The sequence below is a fragment of the Kribbella sp. NPDC051586 genome (assembly GCF_044453965.1).
In the GTDB taxonomy this organism is placed as follows: Bacteria; Actinomycetota; Actinomycetes; order Propionibacteriales; family Kribbellaceae; genus Kribbella.
In genome coordinates, this window is sequence record NZ_JBITDF010000001.1 from 191,906 (window position 1) to 215,192 (window position 23,287).

The 23,287-nt window shown below is 69.0% G+C and carries 19 protein-coding genes; 7 read left to right on the forward strand and 12 right to left on the reverse strand.

Annotated features, from left to right (window positions below):
* Positions 1-111 precede the first annotated feature (111 nt).
* From ACIA58_RS00950 to ACIA58_RS00980, 7 genes are all read right to left on the reverse strand, one after another.
* Entirely contained in the window at positions 112-480 is a 369-nt protein-coding gene (locus ACIA58_RS00950) for a hypothetical protein (protein WP_396401546.1), read from the reverse strand.
* A gap of 90 nt (positions 481-570) precedes the next feature.
* Positions 571-2,316 (reverse strand): ABC transporter ATP-binding protein, encoded by a 1,746-nt coding sequence (locus ACIA58_RS00955; protein WP_396401547.1) that lies wholly within the window; start codon positions 2,314-2,316, stop codon positions 571-573.
* Positions 2,313-4,049: an ABC transporter transmembrane domain-containing protein gene (locus tag ACIA58_RS00960; RefSeq protein ID WP_396401548.1), complete on the reverse strand. Its 1,737-nt coding sequence runs from the start codon at positions 4,047-4,049 to the stop codon at positions 2,313-2,315. Before ACIA58_RS00960 ends, ACIA58_RS00955 begins: the two co-directional genes overlap by 4 nt.
* A gap of 64 nt (positions 4,050-4,113) precedes the next feature.
* Positions 4,114-5,508: an NAD(P)H-hydrate dehydratase gene (locus ACIA58_RS00965; protein WP_396401549.1), complete on the reverse strand. Its 1,395-nt coding sequence runs from the start codon at positions 5,506-5,508 to the stop codon at positions 4,114-4,116.
* Between the two features lie 2 nt (positions 5,509-5,510).
* Entirely contained in the window at positions 5,511-5,861 is a 351-nt protein-coding gene (locus tag ACIA58_RS00970; RefSeq protein ID WP_134120168.1) for a holo-ACP synthase, read from the reverse strand.
* Positions 5,862-5,967: 106 nt separating this feature from the next.
* Positions 5,968-6,972 (reverse strand): LacI family DNA-binding transcriptional regulator, encoded by a 1,005-nt coding sequence (locus ACIA58_RS00975; RefSeq protein WP_396401550.1) that lies wholly within the window; start codon positions 6,970-6,972, stop codon positions 5,968-5,970.
* A 32-nt stretch (positions 6,973-7,004) separates the two neighbouring features.
* Positions 7,005-8,843, reverse strand: a complete 1,839-nt coding sequence (locus tag ACIA58_RS00980) for an alpha-glucuronidase (protein ID WP_396401551.1) — start codon at positions 8,841-8,843, stop codon at positions 7,005-7,007.
* Between the two features lie 121 nt (positions 8,844-8,964).
* On the opposite strand from ACIA58_RS00980, the gene coaA reads away from it, so the two are divergent.
* A complete protein-coding gene (coaA, locus tag ACIA58_RS00985) occupies positions 8,965-9,918 on the forward strand; it encodes a type I pantothenate kinase (protein ID WP_396401552.1) in 954 nt (317 codons plus the stop codon).
* Here coaA and ACIA58_RS00990 read toward each other — a convergent pair.
* The gene (locus ACIA58_RS00990) at positions 9,899-11,071 is read right to left on the reverse strand and encodes an MFS transporter (protein WP_396401553.1); all 1,173 of its coding nucleotides are present in this window, start codon (positions 11,069-11,071) and stop codon (positions 9,899-9,901) included. The genes coaA and ACIA58_RS00990 overlap by 20 nt on opposite strands.
* Positions 11,072-11,209: 138 nt before the next feature.
* Here ACIA58_RS00990 and ACIA58_RS00995 point away from each other — a divergent pair, with 138 nt between their 5' ends.
* The 6 genes from ACIA58_RS00995 (at position 11,210) to murQ (ending at position 19,332) form a co-directional block, all read left to right on the forward strand.
* A complete protein-coding gene (locus tag ACIA58_RS00995; protein ID WP_396401554.1) occupies positions 11,210-11,755 on the forward strand; it encodes a 4'-phosphopantetheinyl transferase family protein in 546 nt (181 codons plus the stop codon).
* A 119-nt stretch (positions 11,756-11,874) separates the two neighbouring features.
* The gene (locus tag ACIA58_RS01000; protein WP_396401555.1) at positions 11,875-14,424 is read left to right on the forward strand and encodes a glycoside hydrolase family 3 N-terminal domain-containing protein; all 2,550 of its coding nucleotides are present in this window, start codon (positions 11,875-11,877) and stop codon (positions 14,422-14,424) included.
* Between the two features lie 10 nt (positions 14,425-14,434).
* The gene (locus ACIA58_RS01005; RefSeq protein ID WP_396401556.1) at positions 14,435-15,727 is read left to right on the forward strand and encodes an exo-beta-N-acetylmuramidase NamZ domain-containing protein; all 1,293 of its coding nucleotides are present in this window, start codon (positions 14,435-14,437) and stop codon (positions 15,725-15,727) included.
* Between the two features lie 35 nt (positions 15,728-15,762).
* Positions 15,763-17,448: a serine hydrolase gene (locus ACIA58_RS01010; protein WP_396401557.1), complete on the forward strand. Its 1,686-nt coding sequence runs from the start codon at positions 15,763-15,765 to the stop codon at positions 17,446-17,448.
* A 36-nt stretch (positions 17,449-17,484) separates the two neighbouring features.
* The gene (locus ACIA58_RS01015) at positions 17,485-18,372 is read left to right on the forward strand and encodes a MurR/RpiR family transcriptional regulator (protein WP_396401558.1); all 888 of its coding nucleotides are present in this window, start codon (positions 17,485-17,487) and stop codon (positions 18,370-18,372) included.
* Between the two features lie 66 nt (positions 18,373-18,438).
* Positions 18,439-19,332 (forward strand): N-acetylmuramic acid 6-phosphate etherase, encoded by an 894-nt coding sequence (murQ, locus tag ACIA58_RS01020; RefSeq protein ID WP_396401559.1) that lies wholly within the window; start codon positions 18,439-18,441, stop codon positions 19,330-19,332.
* On the opposite strand, the gene ACIA58_RS01025 is transcribed toward murQ, so the two are convergent.
* The 4 genes from ACIA58_RS01025 to ACIA58_RS01040 all read right to left on the reverse strand — a co-directional run bounded on the left by ACIA58_RS01025 (position 19,306) and on the right by ACIA58_RS01040 (position 23,283).
* Positions 19,306-20,481, reverse strand: a complete 1,176-nt coding sequence (locus ACIA58_RS01025; protein WP_396401561.1) for a low temperature requirement protein A — start codon at positions 20,479-20,481, stop codon at positions 19,306-19,308. The two genes, murQ and ACIA58_RS01025, sit on opposite strands and share 27 nt — an antisense overlap.
* A gap of 121 nt (positions 20,482-20,602) precedes the next feature.
* Entirely contained in the window at positions 20,603-21,694 is a 1,092-nt protein-coding gene (locus tag ACIA58_RS01030; RefSeq protein WP_396401562.1) for a Gfo/Idh/MocA family protein, read from the reverse strand.
* Positions 21,687-22,460: a ThuA domain-containing protein gene (locus ACIA58_RS01035; RefSeq protein ID WP_396401563.1), complete on the reverse strand. Its 774-nt coding sequence runs from the start codon at positions 22,458-22,460 to the stop codon at positions 21,687-21,689. Before ACIA58_RS01035 ends, ACIA58_RS01030 begins: the two co-directional genes overlap by 8 nt.
* Before the next feature lie 22 nt (positions 22,461-22,482).
* Positions 22,483-23,283, reverse strand: a complete 801-nt coding sequence (locus ACIA58_RS01040) for a carbohydrate ABC transporter permease (RefSeq protein ID WP_396401564.1) — start codon at positions 23,281-23,283, stop codon at positions 22,483-22,485.
* Positions 23,284-23,287 lie beyond the last annotated feature (4 nt).

Sequence of the window (23,287 nt, forward strand, 5' to 3'; positions counted from 1 at the left end):
CCGCGAAGGCGGACCGCGCAACAGATAACCGCGCGCCTTGGTACTGCGGTCCGTCGTCTCGCCGCCTGCACGACCGCCCCCAGGCAGGCAGCCTGGGGGCGGTCGAGTGCGTCAGTTCAAGTGGATCGAGCAGAGGTTGATCGGCACGACGAAGTCCTCGGTCTGTAGTGACGTGAAGTGCTTCTGGTTGACGCAGGCGTCGCTGCCCTGGCCGGCGTACCAGAAGTAGCCCGAGGATTCGGGGCCGGCGAGGAAGTGGACGATGTCGATGTCGGTGTCCACCTGGTCGCCGTGGCCCTCCCAGCAGACCCAGTCGTGCCCGAGGTCCGTCTCGTACTCGAAGCCGATCGACGACCGTGCGCCGCCACAGCTTCCGGGATGCAGTCCTCCGCTCGACGCGGCCATCGCGGGGCTCGCCAGGCTCGCGCACCCCAGCGCGCCGACGGCCACCGCGGTGCTCAGAATTCGATGTGCTCTCATCTTGCCCTCCTTGGCTGTCGTGAATGACTCGGGCGGATACCGAGGAAGCTAGGAGGGCGCGCTGACCGCTCGCCGACAGTGCGCTTACAGTCAGGTTTCTGCGTGCCAGGTCTGCCAGAGTTGGCCGTACGGGCCGTTGGCGGTGACCAGGGCCTGGTGGGTGCCTAGTTCGACCAGTTCGCCGGCTTCCATTACTGCTATCCGGTCGGCGTCGTGGGCGGTTTGCAGGCGGTGGGCGATCGCGATCACTGTGCGACCCCGCAGTACGGCGGCCAGGGACTGCTCTGTCCGACGGGCTGTTCTGGGGTCCAGGAGTGAGGTTGCCTCGTCGAGGATCAGCGTGTGGGGGTCGGCGAGGACGACCCGGGCGAGGGAGAGTTGCTGGGCGGCGGCGTCGTCGAGCTCGGTCTCCCGGCCGATCTCGGTGTCCAGTCCCTGAGGCAGATCGTTCCACCAGGTAGCCCCGACTGCGTCGAGTGCGGCGGACAGCTCGTCGTCGGTTGCGGCCGGTTGTGCGATCAGCAGGTTGTCGCGCACGGTGTCGTGGAAGACGTGATGATCCTGGGTGATCAGTACGACGTGTTCGCGCAGCTGGTCGGGTGGCAGGTCGGCGACCGGCGTACCACCGATCGTCACCGACCCGGTGTGCGGACGGTCCAGGCCCGCGAGCAGACGCGCAAGGGTCGACTTGCCGGCTCCGGACGTGCCGACGATGGCCAGGCGCTCTCCGGGCTGCACGACCAGGTCGATTCCATGCAGTACGTCGCGCGCGCCCGTGTAGCTGTAGTGGGCGTTGTCCACGCGGATGCGGTCACCGGCGACGTTCCGGGCAGATGGAGTCAGCTCCGCCTCGGGGATGTCGGCCAGGCCCTCGACGCGTGCGTACGAGGCTCCGGCACCTTGTAGCTGTTCGATCCAGAGCATCAGCGTGTCGAGCGGACCGACAAGTTGGCGCAGGTAGACCGTCGCCGTCACGACGACTCCGAGACTGACCAGGTCGTTCGCGTACAGCGCGCCGCCGACCAGCAGGACGCCCACCACCGGGAGCGCCAGCGAGACTTCCGACCACGGAAAGAGAACCGTCCGCAACCACAGCGCCCGCAGTCGCGCGGAGCGGGCTTGAGTGATCGCGGCTTCGGTCGCCTCCGTCCGGCGGTGCTCGAGCCCGAGCAGTTCGACCGTACGGGCGCCCTTCGCAGTACTGGCGACGACATCGGCCATCTCTGCGCCGGTCGCCGCAACCGCCAGGTACGCCGGCCGCGCCCGACGTACGTACCACCGCACCGCCGCTCCGACGCCGAGCAAGCACACCAGCCCGCAGAGCCCAAGACGCAGATCAAGGAACAGCACAGCGACGATGAGAAAGAGCGCATGGACAATGGCGATGAGGACCTCGGGTACGGCGGATCGCAGCGTGAACGCCACGAGCGAGGCGTCGGTGCTTCCGCGCGAAATCAGGTCACCGGCGGGAAGGTGGTCCGCCACCCGCGGGGGCAGCGCCAGGGTCCGCTGCAAGAAGCGCTCCCGAACCCGTGCCGCCGTACGTTCGCCGAACCGGTAGCCGATCTTGAGCGCCCACCACGCGAGCACCGACTGTACGACGGTGAACAGCAGCGCGCCGAACGCAAGCCGATCCACCGCGCCGAGCACGTCCCCGGAGCCGGCCCGGATCGTGTCGATGATTCGGCCGAGCAACCACGGACCCACCAGACCTGCCGCGGCGGCGAGCCCGTTGACCAGGACGACCCCGGCCACAGCGCCACGATCCGCGCCCAGGTCGCGGATCGCCGCGGCGCGCACTTCGGCTGGGCTCGCAACCGGCATCTGCGGACTCATGTGGCCTCACCCTGAGCACGGGAGACAAGGTCGCGGTAGAAGGAGTCGCTGCGCAGGAGTTCCGCGTGCGTCCCGGCCGCCGACACCTTGCCGTCGACCAGAACGATGACCTCGTCAGCGCGGTCCAGTACGAGCGGCGACGTCGTCGTGATCACCGTTGTCGTGTCGCGCCGGGTTTCGCGGATCCGGTCGATCATGGCCGCTTCGGTGTTCGCGTCGACCGCGGACGTCGGTTCGACGGCGAGCAGGACGTCGGGGGTCGAATAGACCGCGCGGGCGAGCCGGATCCGTTGCCGTTGGCCGCCGGACAGATCACTGCCACCGGCGGCGATCCGCGCGTCCAGACCACCGGGCAGCGCCTCCACGACATCCTCGGCCACCGCGACGCGAAGAGCCGCGCGGATCCGCTTGTCGTCGGGCTCGAGTCGCCCCGCCACAACGTCACGAACCGTACCCGCGAACACCTCGGCGTCGTTGTCGGCGACAACCAACCGGCGCCTGAACTCCTCGCGGGCAGGCTCGTCGATGCCCACGGTCGCTCGAGTGCTCACTTGCCCGAGCCGATCGATCACCGCGATCGCCTCCGCCGGCCGCGCAGCGACCAACGCGGTCAGCACACCGGGCCGGACGATCACGCCCGACTCGAGGTCGGCCAACGGCCCGGACACGGAAACGTCGTTGCCGCGAGCAACTGGAAGATTGAGCAGGTCGACGATTCGTTGCCCCGCCACCCGAGCGCGAGCGATGTCCCCGCCACCCTCGATGAAGAACGACACCGGTACGACGAGAACGGCGACGTACCCGTAGACGGCGACGACATCGCCGATCGTGATCGCTCCGGTGGCGGCCATCCGCGCCGACAACCACACCACGACGGCAAGGAACAGTGCCGGCAGGCCGGCCGACAACGCGCCGACCCAACTGCTCGGCCCGGCGACCCGGTATCCCTGTCGTACCAGTCCTTGCGACTGCCGTTCGTACCGATCGGCGACAAAACGCTTGCCACCAAGGCCGTTCAGGACCCGGAGCCCAGCCAGTACGTCGACCAGACGGATCGTCAACCGGCCCTGGTGGACACGGTAGTCGCCACCAGTACGTTCGATGCGCTGCAGGAACGGGCCTACTGCGATGGCAAGTAGTGGGACTCCAGCCAGGACCACCCCGGCAAGTAGCGGGGAGATGGTGAACAGCACCACCGCGACAACGGCGTACGCGATGACCGCGCCGACGCCGGGACCGGTCACAGTCAGGGCCATCGCGACCGTGTACACGTCGGCGATGCCGACCGTCACGACCTCGCCGGCGCTGACACGCCTCGCCAAGGAAGCCCCCAAGCGGGAGGTGTGCCAGACAGTGGCGCGGACGGCGCGGAAGGATGCGTCCATCCGGATCTTGGTCATCGTCCGATGCCGGGCGATGCCTAGCAGCGCGTTGAGCACGCTGACTGCGAGCAAGACAAGAGCCCATTCGACGAGGGCGGCGTTGTCGCCTGCGACGAGTCCGTCATCGACGGCACGGGACAGCACCCACGGCGGCACAGTCAGGCCGACAGTCCAGCAGGTGCCCAGCGCCGCGCCCAACGCGATCCTTCGCGCCTGCGAACGAGTCAGCCAGTACAGGAAGCGCATCGGACCGGTCAGATCGGTCGCGTCCGGCGGGACCCAGGTCTCGTTCATCTTGTCCAGCCACAGACGAACGCCGGCCCCTCGCCGTCGCGCACCGTCGCTGGCCATGCCCAGATCCTTCCAGCAATACTGGCCCACCCACCCCTTTGTGATCGGATTCACAAGGGTGGATCTACCCCAGCAGATACCGCGTGGCTTCTGGGAGAGCGGATGCGACCGACAGTGCGGTGATCGGGCCCGACGAGGAGGCGAGGTTGGCGGCGGCGGCATGGAGGTAAGCGCCGAGGCTGGCTGCGTCCAGTGGGGTCAGACCGCCGGCCAGGAGGGAGCCGCAGAGGCCGGCCAGGACGTCGCCGGCGCCAGCGGTGGCCAGCCAGGGGGTCGCGTTGGCGTTGACGCGGACCTGGCCGTCGGGGGCTGCGATCACGGTGGTCGCACCCTTGAGCAGGACGGTTACGTCGAAGCGTTCGGCAGCCAGGCGGGCGTGCTTCAGGCGTTCGGCCTCGACGGTTGCGCGGTCGACGTCCAGGAGGCGGGCGAGTTCGCCGGCGTGCGGAGTGGCGAGTACGTCGACGTGGTCGCCGGTGTCGTCCAGGGCCTTCAGGCCGTCCGCGTCCAGGACCACGGGCTCCTCGGCGTCGAGCAGTTCGCGGATGCGCGGGATGTCGAGCTCGTCGCCCAGGCCGGAACCGATCGTCCAGGCCTGCACGCGGCCGTCGCCGGCGACGATCTCGGGATGTGCGGCGCGAACAGCCTCCGCGACGGCATCCGGTCCGACATACCGGACCATGCCGACCGGTCCGCCGAGGGCGCCGGCGGTCGCGATCACGGCGGCTCCGGGGTACTGCGTCGAGCCGACCATCAGCCCGAGGACGCCGCGGGAGTACTTGTCCGACTCGCCGTGCGGGACGGGGTAGGTGTGACGGATGTCGGGGGCCTGGAGGGACTCGACCTCGGCGGGTGGAAGATCCAGGCCGATCTCGACCAGGTGGACCGGGCCGCAGGCGGTGGCGGCGGGGTCGATGAAGTGGCAGATCTTGTGAGTGCCGAAGGTGACGGTGAGGGCGGCGTGGACGTGAGGCTCGGGCGTCTCGCCGGTGTCGACGTCGACGCCGGAGGGAGTGTCGACGGCAATGATCGGTACGCCGTGATGCTCGGCGAGCTGCACCGCCGCCAGAGCGTCGGGGCGGAGACCCGGACGTCCGCCGATGCCCACAATCCCATCGACGACCACGTCGGCGGTCCGGATGTCGTCGACAGAGCCGGCCCGACCACCGGAGAGCCGAAGCGCTGCGAGCCCGGCTGTGTGGGCCTTGTCGGAGAGGAGGACGGCGGTGACCTGGGCACCGCGTCTTGCCAGGCGGGCGCCGGCGTACAGGGCGTCGCCGCCGTTGTCGCCGGAGCCGATCAGCAGGACCACACGGGCGCCGTACGTGCCGCCGAGAAAGTTGCTGATGGCAACTGCCAGGCCGGTGGCGGCGCGTTGCATCAGGGTGCCTTCGGGCAGGCGGGCCATCAGGTCGGCCTCGGCGGCGCGGACCTGTTCGACGGTGTGCGCGCTGCGCATGGTCAGCCCTCCAGGATGACCACGGCCGAGGCGATGCCCGCGTCGTGGCTGAGCGACAGATGCAGGTTCTGTACGCCGAGCCGCGACGCCTGCGCCGCCACGGTCCCGCTGATCTCCAGCCACGGCCGGCCGGTCTCGTCGGTCTGTACTTCGGCGTCGTGCCAGTGCATGCCCGCGGGAGCGCCGAGCGCCTTGGCCAACGCTTCCTTGGCCGCGAACCGAGCCGCCAGCGAGGCCGGCGGTTTCACCGCCTCGAGCGGCGTGAACACCCGCTCCCGCAAACTCGGCGTCCGCTCCAGCGTCCGCATGAACCGATCCACGTCGACCACATCGATTCCCACGCCGACGATCATGCGGGCCAGCCTAGCCGCCCCACCTCCCCCACCGCGTGCCCCGTGCGCCTCACCTCTCAAATGGACGAGGACGGCGGGGGCGGGGCGGCCGGGGGTGAGAGGGGCGTCAGGTGTGGGGTTGCGCGGTGGAGTGGCGGACTCTCATGTCCACGGCCAGGTCCAGGCGGAGGGCGGTCGGGGTGCGGCCGCGGGAGAGGTCCAGGACCACGCGGGCAGCGAGCTCGGCCATCTGGTGGAGGGGTTGGTGGACGGTCGTGAGCGCTGGGGTGACCCACTGGGCGACGGGCAGGTCGTCATAGCCGACGACGGACAGGTCGTGGGGAATGTCCAGGCCCAGCTCGCGGGCCGCCTGGTAGACGCCGAGGGCCTGCATGTCGCTGCCGGCGAAGATCGCGGTGGGGCGGTCCGGCCGGCTCAGCAGCGCGAGCGCCTCGCGATGCGCGCCGCCGACCTCGAAGTCGCCGTACCGGATCAGGTCCGGATCCACCTCGATGCCGGTGGAGCGCAGCGCATCGGTGTAGCCGTCCACGCGCTGCCGCGAGCAGAGCGTCTCGACCGGCCCGCCGATCATCGCGATCCGGGTGTGGCCGAGCGTGCGTAGATGGGTCGTCGCCATCCGCCCGCCGTTCCAGTTCGCCGAGCCGATCGACGGTACGTCGTCACCCACGTCGCCGACCGGATCGACCACCACGAACGGGATCCGCCGCGCCTCCAGCTGCGCGCGCTGATCCGTGTCGAGGTCCGAGAACACCATGATCACGCCCAGCGGCCGCCGGTTCAGCACCGACTCGATCCACTCCTGCCGGGGGCGCAGCGCTCCGCCGCATTCGGACAGCACCAGCTCCACGCCCTCGGCCCGGGCGACCTCCTCGACGCCGCGGATCAGCTCCATCGCCCACTCGCCGCCGAGCTGGTTGAACACCAGGTCGATCATCGGGCTGGCCGCCGTACCCGGGCTCCGCCGCCGGTACCCGTACTCCTGGATCAGGCTCTCGATCCGGGCCCGGGTCGCCTCTGCCACATCGGCGCGACCGTTCAGCACCTTGGAGACGGTCGGCACCGACACCCCGGCCTGTTCCGCAATTTTCGCAATGGTCGGCCGCTCGCTCACCACGCCTCCCGGTTCGAAACTTTCGAGCCAGCCTACCTGTGGATTGTGCGGCCTTGGGCATCCGGTATGCCGCTGAGCCGGTAGAAGAACGTGTTGACCTGATCGCGCCACTCCCGCGCGTTCGCCAGTTGCGCCTCGAACCGGGCCGTGAGGTTCTCGCGCACCACCGGCTCGAACCGCTCAGCGATCACCCGCCAGCGCGCGACCATCGCCTGCACCTCGGCGTACCCCTGGAAGTGCGTGTCGTAGATGTGCTGCAACACCGTGCTGCCGCTGTGCAGCACATGGTCATAGGGCACATGGTGGAAGAACAGCAGCAGCTCGTCCGGACAGGTGCTGACGTCCTCGTACCGGCCGGCGAGCGGCTCCGGGTACTGCCCGGTGAATCCGGACCCGGTCTTCACGGTCCGGTCCACGCCGACGCCGTACCGGTCCGCGAAGTGGTACGTCCCGCGCGCCGAGTACTCGTACCCGTTGACGCTCGGCCCATAGTGCGTCCGCGGCGTCACCATGAATCCGACACCCAGCGGCGCTGTGTACCGCTCGTACGTCCGCCACGAGCCGGCCATGATCGTGACCAGCTCGCTGCGGGTCCGGTCGTCCATCGCGAACGTCGCCGCGGCCCATTCGTGCAGCAGGCTGACCGGATCCGCGGCCGGCTCCCACGCCAGCCGGCCGAAGGCGTAGAGATTGCTCTGGGCAAGCTTGTGTCCGGTCCAATTGTCGTCGTCGCCAACGTTGGACATGGCAACGATCGCGCCGATGCGGTCGGCAACCGTCGTACCGCCGCCGCCGGTGGTGTCGAACTGCAGGATCTCCCGCCACCAGGGCCCGAGATAGCACAGGTCCTGCTGCTGACCGGAGTACTCCTGCGTAACTTGCAGCTCGAGAGCGAACGTCGTCTCCTGCAACTCGCCGAGCACCGGCGACATCGCCTCGCGGACCTGGAAGTCCGTCGGTCCGTGCTTGACCTGCAGTACGACGTTCTCCTCGAACCGCCCGTCGAGCGGGATCAGCTGGTCGTACGCCGCCCGCGCGCGATCCGCACCGCGATCACGCCAGTCGTGGTTCTGCTCGTCGCCGGAACACCGCCAGAACACCGTCCCGCCGTACGGCGCGACCGCCCGCGCGAGCAGGTTGGCACCCTCGGCATCCCGGCCCGCGCGCACGACGAGGCCGCCGCAATCGGGTACGGCGTCGTACACGCGGCTGATCGTGGCGGACCACCAGCGGGCGACCCGCTCGTCGGACGGATCGTCGGCGAACTCGACCGCGAGGCTGACCGCGATCCCGTACTCGCGGAACACCGCCGCCAGCCGGGCCACCTCGGGCAGGTCGGCGTTGGCGAGCGCGACGGCGTTGATCCCGATCGAGGCCAGCAGGCGCGCGTACGCACGGACCCTGGTGAGGTCGGGCAGCACCCGGCCGTCGCGGAAGAATATCGATCGACCTGAGTACCCGCGCTCGACCACGCCGGTCAGTTGGTCACCGTGGTCCAGCATCCGGATCGGGACCGCCGGCTGCTCGACGACGGTGAAGTCGCCGCTCATCCACTCGAAGTACCGGAGCAGGTAGAAGTAGCCGTAGAGCAGTCCGTGGCCGCCCTCGGCCGCGACGACGAGATCGTTGCCGCGTCGAACCACCACGAACCCTTCGAGGCCGAGGCCGTGCTCGGGCACCGCCGCCTCGACCTCACGCCACAACGGGGTTTCCCGGACCCGGGTCAGGATGCACACGGCAACTTGTACGTCCGTGCGCACGCGCCGGGTCTGCCGGAGTTCGGCACGGATCGTCTGAGCGAGCGCCCCGGAGGCATGCACCGTCACCTCGGGCAGCCGCTGGAAACCGAGCCAGGCGGGATCAACGGTCATCGGATGGTGATCCTTACACACCAGGCGGTCACCGAAAGTTTCGGCGTCGTGGCTCAGTTGAGACGAAGGCCACGTCGGCCCGATGTGGGTGCGATCCCCGCCGGTGGGAAGAATGGGCCACATGCTGCAGCCGTCGCGGGAGGTGACTCCCTATACCGAGCTCGACCGGGCCACCTGGGCGCAACTGGCCGAGACCACGGTCTCACCGCTGACGGCGGACGAGGTGGAGCGGCTGCGCGGTCTCGGCGACGAGATCGACATGGACGAGGTCCGCGAGGTGTACCTGCCGCTGTCGCGGATCCTGTCGCTGTACGTCCGGCACGCCCGCGCGCTGCACGCCGATACCGAGAGCTTCCTCGGCCAGCCGGCCGCGACCCGCACCCCGTTCGTGATCGGCATCGGCGGGTCGGTTGCCGTCGGCAAGTCCACGACCGCCCGTCTGCTGCGCGAACTGCTCGCCCGCTGGCCGGAGCACCCACGGGTCGCGCTCGTCACCACCGACGGATTCCTCTGGCCGAACGCCGAGCTCGAGCGCCGGAACCTGATGCAGCGCAAGGGTTTCCCGGAGTCGTACGACCGCAAGGCCCTGCTCCGGTTCGTGGTCGAGGTGAAGTCGGGCATCGACGCGGTCGAGGCGCCGGTCTACTCGCACCTCCACTACGACCGGATGCCCGGCGTACGGACGACGGTCGAGCAGCCGGACATCCTGCTGCTCGAGGGCCTGAACGTCCTGCAGCCGGCGCCGCGGCACGCGGACGGCAAGAGCGGCCTCGCGGTCAGCGACTTCTTCGACTTCTCGGTGTACGTCGACGCCGCGGCCGACGACGTCCGCTCGTGGTACGTGGCGCGCTTCCTCAAGCTGTGGGAGACGGCGTTCCGCAACCCCGAGTCGTACTTCGTCCGCTACGGCGAGCTGAGCCGCGAGGAAGCGATCAAGAAGGCCGAGTCGCTGTGGGACGGCATCAACGGCCCGAACCTGCGCGAGAACATCCTCCCGACGCGCTCCCGCGCAACTCTGGTCCTCCGCAAGGGCCCCGACCACGCCGTCCGCTGGGTCAGACTGCGCAAGCTCTGATCGCAGGCACGACGGCTGCCGCGACGACCGCCGCTGTCAGCGCGAAGGCGACCTGGAAACCGACCCCGCCGACCACCGCGCCGAAGATCATCGCGCCGGCACCCCAGCCGCCGTCGTACGCCAGGTTCCACAGCGCGCTGACCTGGCCGTAGCGGGAGCGATCCACGCGGTTGTACATCAGGGTCAGGGTGAGGTTCTGCGCGGCGCCGAAGCCGATGCCGAAGCAGGTCGAGCCGACCAGGATCGCGACGGCGCTGGGCAGGAAGACGAGCGAACCAGCACCCGCGGCGGCGAGGACGAGCGCGGGCGCCAGGAGCTTGGCAGGACCCACGCGGTCGGCGTAGCGACCTGCCAGCCAGCGGGCGATCGGCGCTCCGATCGCCTGCAGCAGAAGGGCTGTGGCGACAAGGGAATGTTTGTCACCGGCAACGGCCAGCGGCAGGAAGGTGACGCTGATGCCCGCAGCAACAGTCACTGCGGCGAAGATCAGAGTAGGGGTCAGAAGCCCGCTGGGCCGTACGCCGCCCAGCACCTTCACGTGCTGCTCCTCGGTGCTCGCCTTACCCGGCAGACCGACCAAGGCGAGGAGGCCGGCGAGCGAGGCGACCGCAGCCAGGACGAACAGTGCGCCGAAGCCGATCACGTTGGTCAGGTACACGCCGAGCGGGAGGCCGATGACCGCGGGTACGCCGACAGCCACGCCGTACACACCGAGGGCTTCACCGCGGCGGGTGGACGGGGTGAGTTCGGCGACCAGCACGACCGCGCCGACGACCAGGATCGCCAGGCCGGCGCCGCGCACGATGCAGACGCCGAGCACGACCGGCAGCGCCGCGGAGGCGAGCAGGACCAGCGAGGGTGCGCCGAGCAGCACGAGACCGAGCCCGAGGACGACCTGATAGCCCCAGCGAGCCAGCATCCGAGGCACCAGCAACTCGACCCCTACCGCGGAGAACATCATCGCGGCGGTCGACAGCCCGGCGCCCATCCCACCGGAGCCGTTGGCGGCCAGGTAGAGCGGCACGACCGAGGTCAGCAGATACATGCTCAACCCCGACCCGAACACCATCGCCAGCAACCGCACGAACTGGCTGTTCAGCAAGCGTCCGTGACTGGCTACCTGGACTGTGGGGATCTCACACGCGGCGGTCATATCTCGAAGTTAGTGCGATACCGGTACGAGCCACAGATCCAGTTTCCAGGCGGTCGAGAGGACCAATTACAGGAGGTGTGTCAGTTTGTCGACAAAGGTTCCTGAGGCGACGTCTGCCGGTCGGGATACCTTCGACCAGTGGGCGGTTCTGTACATGTCTGGGTCGCGCCCGCTGGCGCCGAGCCGCGTGCGGCGGCTCACAGGCTGCTGCTCGATCTGGCGGGCACGTTGGTCGACAAGCCCGTCCTCCACCACGACGAGACCGGGCGACCACACGTGCCGGGGCTGGCGGTGAGCATCAGCCACAGCCATCACCTGGTCGTCGTCGCAGCGTCGGACGACGGTCCGGTCGGCGTGGATCTCGAGGAGGTTTACCCGCGGGACGTGCAGCGGTTGGCCCAGCGCCGGTTCAGCTCGGAGGAGCTGGCGTGGACGAAACAGCAGCCCGATGGACTGGTCGCGTTCCTTGAGCTGTGGACGGCAAAAGAAGCAGTCGGAAAGGCCCGCGGGCTCGGGTTGAGGCAGTCCGGGCTACGGCGCGCAATGCCGCTCGGTGGTGGCGTCGTGGAATCCGACCCGGAGCTTCTCGTCACATACGTGCCGTGGAGGGGCGCCGTGCTCGCCGTCGTAGCGCCCGTCGGGCTGACCGAGATCGTCGTACGTCACGACACCTCTCTACGCTGACCGTCACCGACTCTTGACCCACCGTGCGCGCGTGGGTAACTTTCGCGTCGCGGGGGAGTATCTGTAATTCAATTACCGTGACGTTCGCCCCTGCCCGCCGGACCGATTTGGTGACGCCCATGGAACTGACCCGCCGACAGACCCTCGGACTCGCGGCGGCAGCCGTCGCGGGGACGACGGTTGCCGCTACCACGACCGCTGACGCCACCCCGGACCGCTGGGTCCGCGACACCCTGCGCCGGATGACGCTCGAGCAGAAAGTCGGCCAGCTCTTCGTCTGCTACGCCTACGGGCCCGCCGCCGACACCGCCGACGCCCGCAACACCAGCCTGTACGGCGTGGCCACGCCGGCCGAGGTGGTCGCCAAGTTCAACCTCGGCGGCGTCATCTACTTCACCTGGACCGACTCGACGAAGGACCCGCAGCAGATCGCCCGCCTGTCGAACGGTCTGCAGGAGGCGTCGCTCACCAACACCGGCATCCCGCTGCAGATCGGCACCGACCAGGAGTACGGCTCGGTGGTCCGGGTCGGACCGCCCGCGACCCAGTTCCCCGGCGGGATGGCGCTCGGCGCGACCCGCTCGGCGGCGTACGCGCGCTCGGCCGGGGCGATCGCCGGCCGCGAGCTCAAGGCGCTCGGCATCACCACCGATTTCGCGCCGGACGCCGACGTCAACGTGAACCCGCTGAACCCGGTCATCGGTGTCCGCTCGGTCTCGTCCGACCCGGCCCTGGTCGCCGAGCTCGTCGCCGCCCAGGTGAAGGGCTACCAGCGCGACGGCGGGGTCGTCTCGACCGCGAAGCACTTCCCCGGCCACGGCGACACCGCGACCGACAGCCACACCGGCATCCCGGTGATCGGCCACACCCTCGACGAGTGGACCCGGATCGACCTGCCGCCGTTCCAGGCCGCGATCCGGGCCGGCATCCAGTCGATCATGACCGCGCACATCGTCGTGCCCGCGCTCGACCCGTCCGGCGACCCGGCGACGTTGAGCCGGCCGATCCTGACCGGGATCCTGCGCGAGCAGCTCCGCTTCGACGGCGTGGTGATCACCGACTCGCTGGGGATGCAGGGCGTCCGGGACAAGTACGGCGACGCCGAGATCCCGCTCCGGGCGATCGAGGCCGGCGTCGACCAGCTGCTGATGCCCGTCGACCCCGGCCTCGCGTACAACTCGGTGCTCGACGCGGTCCGCAGCGGCCGGATCAGCGAGTCGCGGATCGACGAGAGCGTCGGACGCATCCTGACCCTGAAGCGCGGCACCGGTCTGGTCGACCACCCGTACGTCGACCTGGCCCGCGTCGCGAAGATCGTCGGTACGCCGGCCAACTACGCGGAGGCGCAGCGCATCGCGGACCGCAGTACGACGCTCCTCCGCGACGACGCCGCCCTGCTGCCGCTCTCCCCCGCGCCGCGAACCATCCTGGTCACCGGCTACAGCCCCACGAACCTCGCGGCCGCGCTCCAGGCGCGCGGCGCCACCGCGGTTGTGAAGGACACCGGCACGACGCCGACCGACGCGAAGATCGCCGACGCGGTGGCCGCCGTCGCGGATCTCACGGTGGTGCTGACCAACAAGGCGTGGGACACCGAGGTCACCGACAAGCAGGCCAAACAGCAGAAACTGGTCAACGCGCTGCTCGCGACAGGCCGGCCGGTGATCGTGGTTCCGGTGCGTGACCCGTACGACGTCGCGTACTTCGACCCGGCGCCGACGACGCTCGTCACGTACGGCAGCACGGCTCCGTCGATGGAAGCGCTGGCCAAGGTCCTGTACGGCGAGATCGCCCCGACGGGGAAGCTCCCGGTGGACATCCCGACCAAGGCAGATCCGGCCAAGGCCATGCATCCGTTCGGTCATGGGCTGACCTTCGACCCCAGGCGGACCCGCCTGACCGTTGCCTCGTACAACATCCACGCGGGCGCCGGCGAGGACAACGTCTTCGACCTGGACCGCACCGCGCAGGCCCTGAAGGCGCTCGATGCCGACGTGATCGGGCTACAGGAGGTCGACGTCCACTGGGACGTCCGTAGCCAATGGCTGGACACTCTGTCGGAGCTCGCGACCAAGCTCGGCATGCACTCGGCGTTCGCGCCGATCTACGACCTCGACCCGCCGGCCGCCGGTCAGCCGAGGCGTCAGTACGGCGTCGGGCTGCTCTCGCGCTTCCCGCTCATCCGGACCGAGAACCACTCGATCACGCGGCTGTCCACGCAAGACCCGAACCCGGTCCCCGCTCCCGCGCCCGGCTTCCTCGAGGCGGAGGTCGACGTGCGCGGGCGTCGGCTGCACGTCTACTGCACGCACCTCGACTATCGAGCTGACCCGTCGGTCCGGCAGATGCAGGTGGCAGACACTCTCCGGATCCTGGCCCAGGACCGCAAGAAGGATCTGCAGGTCCTCGTCGGTGACCTCAACGCGGAGGCCGACGCGCCGGAGCTGGCCGGGCTGTGGACCCGGCTCACCGACTCGTGGGCCGCGGCCGGCTCGACGACCGGCGGCCCGTACACCTACCCGGCGGTGGCCGCCAACAAGCGGATCGACTTCGTCACGGTGGGCACCGGTCTGACAGTGCGCCACGCCGAGGTGCCCGCCGAAGTACCAGTGGCTCAGGCCGCCAGCGATCACCGTCCGATGATCGCCGACCTCACGTTCCGTCCCTGAGGAGATGTCCATGAAGCGACGTAGTTTGCTCGCCGGCGCCGGTGCGCTGGCCGCCGCCCCGCTGATCGACGTACCGGCCGCCCAGGCCGGCGGGGCCGCACAGCCCGCGTCGGGTCGCAAGGTGATGACCGGCGCCGAGGTGCTGGCCAAGGACGGCTGGCGGGCGCTGGCCGGGCAGAAGGTCGGCGTGATCAGCAACCCGACCGGGATCCTGCCGGACTTCCAGCACATCGTCGACACGATGCACGCCTCCGGGAAGGTGAACATCGCCGCCGTGTTCGGCCCCGAGCACGGCTTCCGCGGCAGCGCGCAGGCCGGCGGGTCGGAGGGCGACCACATCGACCCGCGCACCGGGATCATGGTGTACGACGCCTACGGCGCGAACGCGGACAAGCTGGCCGGTCTCTACACCAAGGCCGGCGTCGAGACCGTCGTCTTCGACATCCAGGACGTCGGCGCCCGCTTCTACACCTACATCTGGACGATGTTCGAGGCGATGCTGGCCGCGGTCCGCACCGGCGCGAAGTTCGTCGTCCTCGACCGGCCCAACCCGGTCGGCGGCTACGCCCGCGGTCCGATGCTCAAGCCCGGCTACACCTCCGGCGTCGGCAAGAAGGAGATCGTCCAGCAGCACGGCATGACCGTCGGCGAGCTGGCCCGCATGTTCAACGCGGAGTACCTCCCGCTCGAGCCGAACGGCGGCCGGCTCAAGGAGCTCCAGGTCATCCAGGCGTCGAACTGGAAGCGCGACCAGCTGTACGACGACACCGGGCTGACCTGGGTGATGCCCAGCCCGAACATGCCGACCCCGGACACCGCGCTGGTGTACCCGGGCCTGTGCCTGTTCGAAGCGACCAACATGTCCGAGGGCCGCGGTACGACGCGACCGTTCGAGCTGATCGGCGCGCCGTACGTCGACTACAAGTGGGCCGAGGCGCTGCAGACCAAGAACATCCCGGGCGTGGCGTTCCGGGAGGCGTACTTCACGCCGACGATCAGCAAGAACGCGAACGTGCTCTGCGGCGGCGTCCAGGTGCAGATCACCGACCCGCACCGGATCGAGGCGATCACCGCGGCGACGCACATGATCGTCGAGGCCCGTAAGCTCTACCCGGAATTCACCTGGCGGGAGGAGACCCCACCCGGCCGGTGGATCGATCTGCTCACCGGATCGGACCGGTTCCGGACCATGCTTTTGGCGGATGCGACCGCCGAGGAGATCGTGGCAGCCTGGAAGTCCGAGACCGACGCCTGGACGGCCCGCCGGGCGAAGTACCTTCTGTACAAGGGCGCGCACCGATGAAACGGCTCGCTGCGCTCACGATAGCTTCGGCGGTGATGCTGACGATGGGAACGCCTGCGGTTGCTGGCGGCAACAATTCGGGCCGGTTCGACCACCCGTACGACGGATACGCGCCGAAGTCCACGCTGCTGCGCGACTCGACCCCTGCGGCCGCGGGCCTGGACCCGGCGCCGATCGACGCGGCCCTGACCCAGGTGGCCGGCTGGACGCAACCGAGCGGGACGACGAAGCCGTTGTACGCCGGCGCGGTCACGCTGCTCGGCCACGACGGGAAGGTCGTCACCCGGACGGCCACGGGGATGGCGCTGAAGTACGCCGACGGCGCCGGGACCGAGTTGCCGCCGGACCAGCAGATCCCGATGCGGACCGACACGATCTTCGACCTGGCGTCGGTGTCCAAGCTGTTCACGTCGATCGTGGTGATGCAGCTGGTCGAGAAGGGCAAGGTCGACCTGGACGCGCCGATCGCGACGTACGTCCCGGAGTTCGCGGAGAACGGCAAGGAGGCCGTGACCGTCCGCATGGCGCTTACGCACACCAGCGGATTCCCGTCCTGGCTGCCGCTGTGGAGCTCGCAGCCGGACCCGGCCTCCCGCCTGCACATGGCGCTGACCGCGAAGCTGCAGAACCCGCCCGGCAGCACCTACCTCTACAGCGACCTGAACCTGATCTCGCTCGGCGAGGTCGCGCACCGGGTGACCGGCAAGACGCTCGACAAGCTGGTCGCCGACGGCATCACCAAGCCGCTGCGGATGCGCGACACCGGCTACAACCCGGACCCGAAGAAGAAGCCGCGGATCGCCGCCACGGAGTACCAGACCTCGCCGCCGCGCGGCATGGTCTGGGGCGAGGTGCACGACGAGAACGCCTGGTCGCTGGGCGGCGTCGCCGGCCACGCGGGCGTTTTCAGTACTGCGGACGACCTCGCCGTACTGGCGCAGACCTTCCTGAACGGCGGCAGCTACCGCGGCGCCCGGATCCTCAAGGAATCCTCGGTCACCGCGATGATCACGAACTTCAACCAGGCCTTCCCGGGCAACGACCACGGCCTCGGCTTCGAGCTCAACCAGCGTTGGTACATGGGCGGTCTGTCCGGCCCACGGACGGCCGGCCACACCGGGTACACCGGCACCTCGATCGTGATCGACTTCGACTCCCGGTCGTTCGCGATCCTGCTGACGAACCGGGTCCACCCGAGCCGCGACTGGGGCAGCAACAACCCGGCCCGGCGGGCCGTCACCCAGGCGCTCGCGCTGGCGCTCGGCGTCGGCCCGCGCCACGGCAAGGACGCCTGGTTCTCCGGTACGACGGACAACGCGACCACGACGCTGTCCACCAAGGTCGCCGTACCGGCGGGCGGAGCCAAGCTGGCCTTCGACCTGTTCGTCGACACCGAGGACACGGATCTGCTGTATCTGGAGACTTCCGCCGATGGGACGACCTGGACGAAAGTTCCGTTCTCGGTGCGGGACCGCGGCTCGGTGACCGACACCGACGGCTCCATCAGCGGCTCCGGCGACCGGCATTGGCATCAGGTCACCGCTGAGCTGGGTGCGGGCGATCAGACGATCCGCTGGCGGTACACGACCGACCCGCTGTACCAGGGCCGCGGTGTCTACGTCGACGGTGTGAAGATCACGAGCGGGACTGGTGTTCTTCTCGACGGCGAACGAACGCCTGAATCATTTACCGCAACAGGTTGGAGACTTTCGCGTCGGTGACCCCACTTCGTGCATAGTCGCCGTACCGTGGCTGTCATGAATTCAACAACCTCTCCAGAACCCACGGGGCCGCTGCTGGTCCGGGTCCGCGCGGTGATGCCCGCGCTGGCGCCGGCCGAGCAGCGGGTGGCGAACGCGGTCCTCGCCGACCCGGGCGGAGTGGCCGCGATGACGATCTCCGAACTGGCCGAGGTGGCCTCCACCTCGGAGACCACGGTCATCCGGTTCTGCAAGCAGATCGGCGTCCCCGGCTACCCGCAGCTCCGCCTGCAACTGGCGGCCCAGTCTGCGCAGGAGAGCATCCGCCCGGAGGTGGGCGGCGACATCGAGCCCGGTGACTCGCTGGCCGACGTTGTCAGCAAGGTCGCGTTCGCCGACGAGCGGGCGGTCCGCGAGACCGCGCAGCAGGTCGACGTGAACGCCCTGGCCAAGGTGGTCGATGCCGTCGTGAAGGCGCCGCGGGTCGATCTGTACGGTTTCGCCGCGAGCGCGTTCGTGGCCCTCGACCTGCAGCAGAAGCTGCACCGGATCCGCCGCGTGGCGTTCGCCTGGTCCGACGTGCACATCGCGCTGACCAGCGCCGCGCTGCTCGGTGAGGGCGACGTCGCGATCGGCATCTCGCACACCGGCACCACGGTCGAGGTCGTCGAGGCGCTCGAGGAGGCGGCCAAGCACGGCGCCACCACGGTCGCGGTGACGAACTTCCCGCGCTCGCCGCTGGCCCGGACGGCGGATCTCGTCCTGACCACGGCCGCCCGCGAGACGACGTACCGCTCGGGAGCGATGGCGAGCCGGATCGCGCAACTGACAGTGATCGACTGCCTGTTCATCGGGGTCGCTCAGCAGGTGCTGCCGGACGCCCGGAAGGCGCTCGAGGAGACCGCCAGCGCGGTCCGCGGGCACCGGCTCAAAGGTTCCGAGTGACGTCAACCCTTTTGTCAAAGATGAACGGAATTGAAAATCCTTCAGTAGAAAACTAACATCAATCCCGTGACCTCACCGACCGAGCAGCGCAACCCGAGGACGCTCGCCATCGATGCGGTGGGCACGTCCGAGATCCTCCAGATGCTGAACAACGAGGACGCCCGCGTCGCGGGCGCCGTCAGCGCAGTGATCCCGGAGCTGACCAAGGCCGTGGACGCCGCCGTCGAGGCGGTCCGCGGCGGTGGCCGGGTGCACTACTTCGGCGCCGGAACGTCGGGACGCCTGGCGGTCCTGGACGCCGCCGAGCTGCTGCCCACGTTCCATGTGCCGGACGGTCTGGTGGTCGCCCACCATGCCGGCGGGATGGAGGCGCTGCTGCGCGCGGTCGAGAACGTCGAGGACTCCGAGGAGGGCGGCGCGCTGGACGCGGCCGCTGTCACCGGCCAGGACCTCGTCGTCGGCCTCGCCGCTTCCGGAAGCACGCCGTACGTCGCCGGCGCCTTGAAGGCCGCCCGGGCGGCCGGGGCGACCACCGTGCTGGTCACGTCGAACCCGGACGCCCCGCTGGCGCCGCTGGCCGACGTGGTGATCGCGGCGGACACCGGCCCCGAGGTGATCGCGGGCTCGACCCGGCTGAAGGCCGGCACCGCGCAGAAGATGATCCTGAACGCGTTCTCCACGACGCTGATGATCAAGCTCGGCCGCACCTGGTCCAACCTGATGGTCGACCTGGTCGCGACCAACAACAAGCTCCGCGGCCGGATGCTCCGCATCCTCGCCGAGGCGACCGGCGCCGACGAGGCCGCCTGCGAGACCGCCCTGGCCGAGGCCGACGGCGAGCTCAAGCCCGCCTTGGTCCATCTCCTCACCGGATCACCCGTCGGGGAGGCCCGGGCCGCTCTGGAGGCCGCTCACGGCCGCGTGGCGACCGCTCTAGCGGAGCTCCGCAACCCCATCTGACCGCTGCACCGGCGGGTGGACGACGAGGGTCGCCACGATCAGCGCCATGAACACCGCGGTGAGGGCGAACGGGACGGGGATCAGCGGATCCAGCAGGACGAGCACGGCACCCAGCGGTACGACGACGTTGACGGTCCGATCGGCGTTGTCGCGGATCGCGATCCACCAGATGCTGAGGACGAAGATCGCGATCGGGATCGTCACCGTGTAGGACGCGGCGATGTCGCTCAGCTCGGTGTGGTGCGTGATGCTGTCGATCTCGACCTCGATTCCGGCCGAGAACGCACCGGCTGCGGCGAACACGAAGTAGTGCGTGTAGCCGTACCGCAAGGAGCTCGTGAACGACCTGATCGCGGTGTGATGCGGCGGCCAGAAGTAGATCCACCACATTGCCGCGGTGACCACGAGCGTGAGCACCGAGAGCGCGATCAGCGGGCCGAGCGACTCGTGGTCGTGGACGGCCTCGATGATCGCGTTGGCGGACGCGAGCAGGCTCTCGCCGAGCAGGATCAGCGTGAACAGGCCGTACCGCTCGGTGATGTGGTGCGGGTGCCAGGGCGTCGTCCAGCGCCGCTCCGCCACCACCGGTACCGCGAGCTCGGCGAGCACGAAGATGCACCAGGCGACCACCACCACCGGCCCGGACATCACCAGTGTGGTCAGCCAGAGCACCTGCACGACGGCGATCCCACCGGCGTACCGCAGGGTCGCCTGCCGGCTCTCCCCGGTCCGGTGGGACGCCCGCAGCCACTGCGCGATCATCGCGACCCGCATCACGACGTAGCCGAACACCACCACTTTGAAGTCACGGTCGGCGAAGACCTGCTCGATACCTGCGGCGAGCACGAGTACACCGCTCATCTGCAGGATCGTCAGCAGCCGGTACAGCCAGTCGTCGGTGGCGAACGAGGTGGCGAACCAGGTGAAGTTCATCCACGCCCACCAGATCGCGAAGAACACCATCGCGTACGACCCCAGGCCGTCGACGATGTGCTTGTCCGACAGCGCGTGGTGCAACTGGGACGCGGCGACACTCACCGCGACCACGAACACCAGGTCGAAGAACAGTTCGAGCGAGGACGCCGTGCGACCAGGCTCGTGCGGGTCCCTCGGGCGCATGGGGATCAGCCGTGACCGCGTCGTCGTCATGGCCGACAGGCTAAACGGAAATGTCCCGCAGGTTCAGCGCCTGCGGAAGCGATCTTCTGACCAGCACTGGGGACCTTGGACAAGGCATTGCTTGTCCAAGGTCCCCGGAGGCTGTCCGAGGCTAGGGCTCGAGGCCGACGGCCTTCAGCGGGTTGGGCCAGGATTTCAGCGCGGCGTGAAGGGCCGGGTCCTCAGTGGTTGCGAGCGCCTCGTCGTACGCGCCGGTGATGACGTCGGCGATGCGGACGGGCGCTCCGGTGGTGGCGGAGCGTACGGCGGCTTCGACCATGGCGAGGCTTACCACGTTGGAGTGGACTTCGGACTGCGGCGTCGCCGACGTACGGACCGCGTTGACGAACTCGACCAACGAGCCGGCGATCTCCTCGGGCTCGTCGGCCATCACGGCGGGGAGGGGATCGCCGGAGGACAGTTGTGCGACGGGCGGGTTGTCGCCGTCCCAGGTCGCCGTACCGCCTGGGGTGCTGGCTCGCCACAGGCCGTTCCAGGACGTTTCGAGGCCTGACGCGCACCAGCTGCCGACGAAGGAGAAGCGGGTGCCGTCGGCGTACGTGAAGATCGCGGACGCGGCCGCGTTGCCGTCGAACCAGCTCCAGGACGGGTTGTACGAGTCGCAGTACACCGAGACCGGCTCGGCCCCGATCAGCTTGCGGGACAGGTCGAACTGGTGGATCGCCATGTCGACCAGGAGCGGCTCGGCCATCCGCTCCCGGAAGCCGCTGAAGTGCGGGGCCTTGTAGAACTCGCACGACAGCGTGCCGATCGGGCCGAGCTCGGCGAGCTGGCGTTGGAAGGCCGCTACGGCGCGGAAGTAGCGGCGGGACTGCGAGACCATCAGCAGTTTGCCGCTGACTTCGGAAGCCGCGACCATCTGCAGGCACTCGCGGACTGTCTCGGCCAAGGGCTTCTCGCACAGGACCGGGAGGCCGCGAAGCAGTGCGTCGACGCTGACTTTCGGATGCGCTACCGGGACGGTGACGTCGATGAGCGCCTCCGCCTGGCCGGCTAGTTCGTCGATCGAGGTCGCGATGGGGAGGTCGGGGTAGCCGTGTTCGTCGGCGGCCGCGCGCGCCGTCTCGAGGTCGAGGTCGACGAGCCCTACCAGCCGCACATCTGGGTTCGCGGCGATGGTGCGGAGCCAGGCGCGGCCCATGCCGCCGGCGCCGACCTGGAGCAGGCGCAACGGCTCAGGCATCCGCAGGCTCCTCGATCGGGCCGGTGTAGCCGTGACCGTTGAAGAAGTCGTCGGTCTCGTACCGCAGCAAGGTCGGCACCGCCCGCTCCGGCAGGTCGGACTTCGCCCACGCGACCCCGTTCGCGATGACGCGACGGACGTCCTTGTGGTGGTACACCGGGAAGTCCTGGTCACCCGGTGAGAAGTAGAAGATCTTCCCGTGCCCGCGGCGGAACGTGCAGCCGGAGCGGAACACCTCGCCACCGGTGAACGACGACACGAAGATCAGCTCGTCCGGGACCGGGATGTCGAAGAACTCGCCGTACATCTCCTGCTGCTCGATCACGATCGGGTGCGGGACGCCCTGCGCGATCGGGTGCGTCGGGTTGATCGTCCACACCAGCTCACGGTCGCGCTCACTGCGCCAGCGCAGCGTGCACGTGGTCCCCATCAGTTTGCCGAAGATCTTCGACCAGTGACCGGAGTGCAGCACGATGAGGCCCATACCCGACAGCACGTGCTGGTACACGCGGTCGACCACCTTGTCGTCGACCTCTCCGTGTGCGGCATGACCCCACCACACGAGTACGTCGGTCTCGGCCAGCACCTCCTCGGTCAGGCCGTGCTCCGGTTCGTCCAGCGTCGTGGTGGTGACCTTGGCGTCGGTGAGGTTCTCGGCGATCCCGGCCGCGATCGTGGTGTGCATGCCGTCGGGATAGATCTCCCGGACGTGCGGCTCGATCTGCTCGTGCCGGTTCTCGCCCCAGACGAGTACGCGAATCGTCATAGTCTGTCCTTGTTTGTAAGGGTTATTTGACGGCCCCGCCGATGGCGCCGGCGGCGATGTACTTCTGCGCGGCGACCAGCAGCACGATGGCCGGGATCGCCGAGAGCACCGCGGTCGCCATCACCGCGTTCCAGTTCTGCACCTGCGTGCCGAGGTACTGGTAGATCCCGAGCGTCACCGGCCGTATGCCGCCCTTGGTGGTCAGCGTCAGCGCGAACAGGAAGTCGCTCCAGGAAAAGAGGAAACTGAACAGTCCCGCGGTGATGAGAGAGTTCTTGCTGATCGGCAGCACGATCGCCACGAACGCCCAGAACAGCCCGGCGCCGTCCACCCGCGCGGCCTCCACCAGCGACGGCGGCAGCGACATCATGAACGAACGCAGGATCAGGATCGCGAACGGGATCCCGCTGCTGCAGTTCGCCACGATCAGCCCCGGGATCGAGTTCAGCAGCCCGATCCGTTCGTACGCCGTGTACAGCGCGTTCGCGATCACGATCCCCGGGATCATCTGCGAGATCAGGATCGCCAGCAGCCCGATCGACACCCAGCGGGACCTGAACTGCGACAACGCGTAGGCACACGGCGTCGCGATCGCGAGGCTGAGCACGACCGTCCCGGCCGCGATGATCATGCTGGTGACCAGGTTGCCGCCCTGCTCGTCGAGGGCGCGTTTGTAGCCGCCGAACGTCGGGTGCAACGGCAGGAAGCCGGCGGTCAAGGTGTTGCCGGACGGCTGCAGGGACGCGTTGACCATCCAGTAGACCGGGAACAGCATCACGGCCAGGATCACGATCCCGATGACGGTGTACGCCGTACGTCGCATGCTG

Bases quoted from the DNA above. Each gene is read 5' to 3' on its own strand.
- ACIA58_RS01030 (WP_396401562.1), bottom strand. From the start codon at position 21,694: ATGCCTGAGCCGTTGCGCCTGCTCCAGGTCGGCGCCGGCGGCATGGGC.
- ACIA58_RS01025 (WP_396401561.1), bottom strand. From the start codon at position 20,481: ATGACGACGACGCGGTCACGGCTGATCCCCATGCGCCCGAGGGACCCG.
- ACIA58_RS01005 (WP_396401556.1), top strand. From the start codon at position 14,435: ATGAAGCGACGTAGTTTGCTCGCCGGCGCCGGTGCGCTGGCCGCCGCC.
- ACIA58_RS00955 (WP_396401547.1), bottom strand. From the start codon at position 2,316: ATGAGTCCGCAGATGCCGGTTGCGAGCCCAGCCGAAGTGCGCGCCGCG.
- ACIA58_RS00960 (WP_396401548.1), bottom strand. From the start codon at position 4,049: ATGGCCAGCGACGGTGCGCGACGGCGAGGGGCCGGCGTTCGTCTGTGG.
- ACIA58_RS01010 (WP_396401557.1), top strand. From the start codon at position 15,763: ATGCTGACGATGGGAACGCCTGCGGTTGCTGGCGGCAACAATTCGGGC.
- ACIA58_RS01035 (WP_396401563.1), bottom strand. From the start codon at position 22,460: ATGACGATTCGCGTACTCGTCTGGGGCGAGAACCGGCACGAGCAGATC.
- ACIA58_RS00990 (WP_396401553.1), bottom strand. From the start codon at position 11,071: ATGACCGCCGCGTGTGAGATCCCCACAGTCCAGGTAGCCAGTCACGGA.
- ACIA58_RS00980 (WP_396401551.1), bottom strand. From the start codon at position 8,843: ATGACCGTTGATCCCGCCTGGCTCGGTTTCCAGCGGCTGCCCGAGGTG.
- ACIA58_RS01015 (WP_396401558.1), top strand. From the start codon at position 17,485: ATGAATTCAACAACCTCTCCAGAACCCACGGGGCCGCTGCTGGTCCGG.
- ACIA58_RS01040 (WP_396401564.1), bottom strand. From the start codon at position 23,283: ATGCGACGTACGGCGTACACCGTCATCGGGATCGTGATCCTGGCCGTG.
- coaA (WP_396401552.1), top strand. From the start codon at position 8,965: ATGCTGCAGCCGTCGCGGGAGGTGACTCCCTATACCGAGCTCGACCGG.
- ACIA58_RS00950 (WP_396401546.1), bottom strand. From the start codon at position 480: ATGAGAGCACATCGAATTCTGAGCACCGCGGTGGCCGTCGGCGCGCTG.
- ACIA58_RS00965 (WP_396401549.1), bottom strand. From the start codon at position 5,508: ATGCGCAGCGCGCACACCGTCGAACAGGTCCGCGCCGCCGAGGCCGAC.
- ACIA58_RS00970 (WP_134120168.1), bottom strand. From the start codon at position 5,861: ATGATCGTCGGCGTGGGAATCGATGTGGTCGACGTGGATCGGTTCATG.
- ACIA58_RS01000 (WP_396401555.1), top strand. From the start codon at position 11,875: ATGGAACTGACCCGCCGACAGACCCTCGGACTCGCGGCGGCAGCCGTC.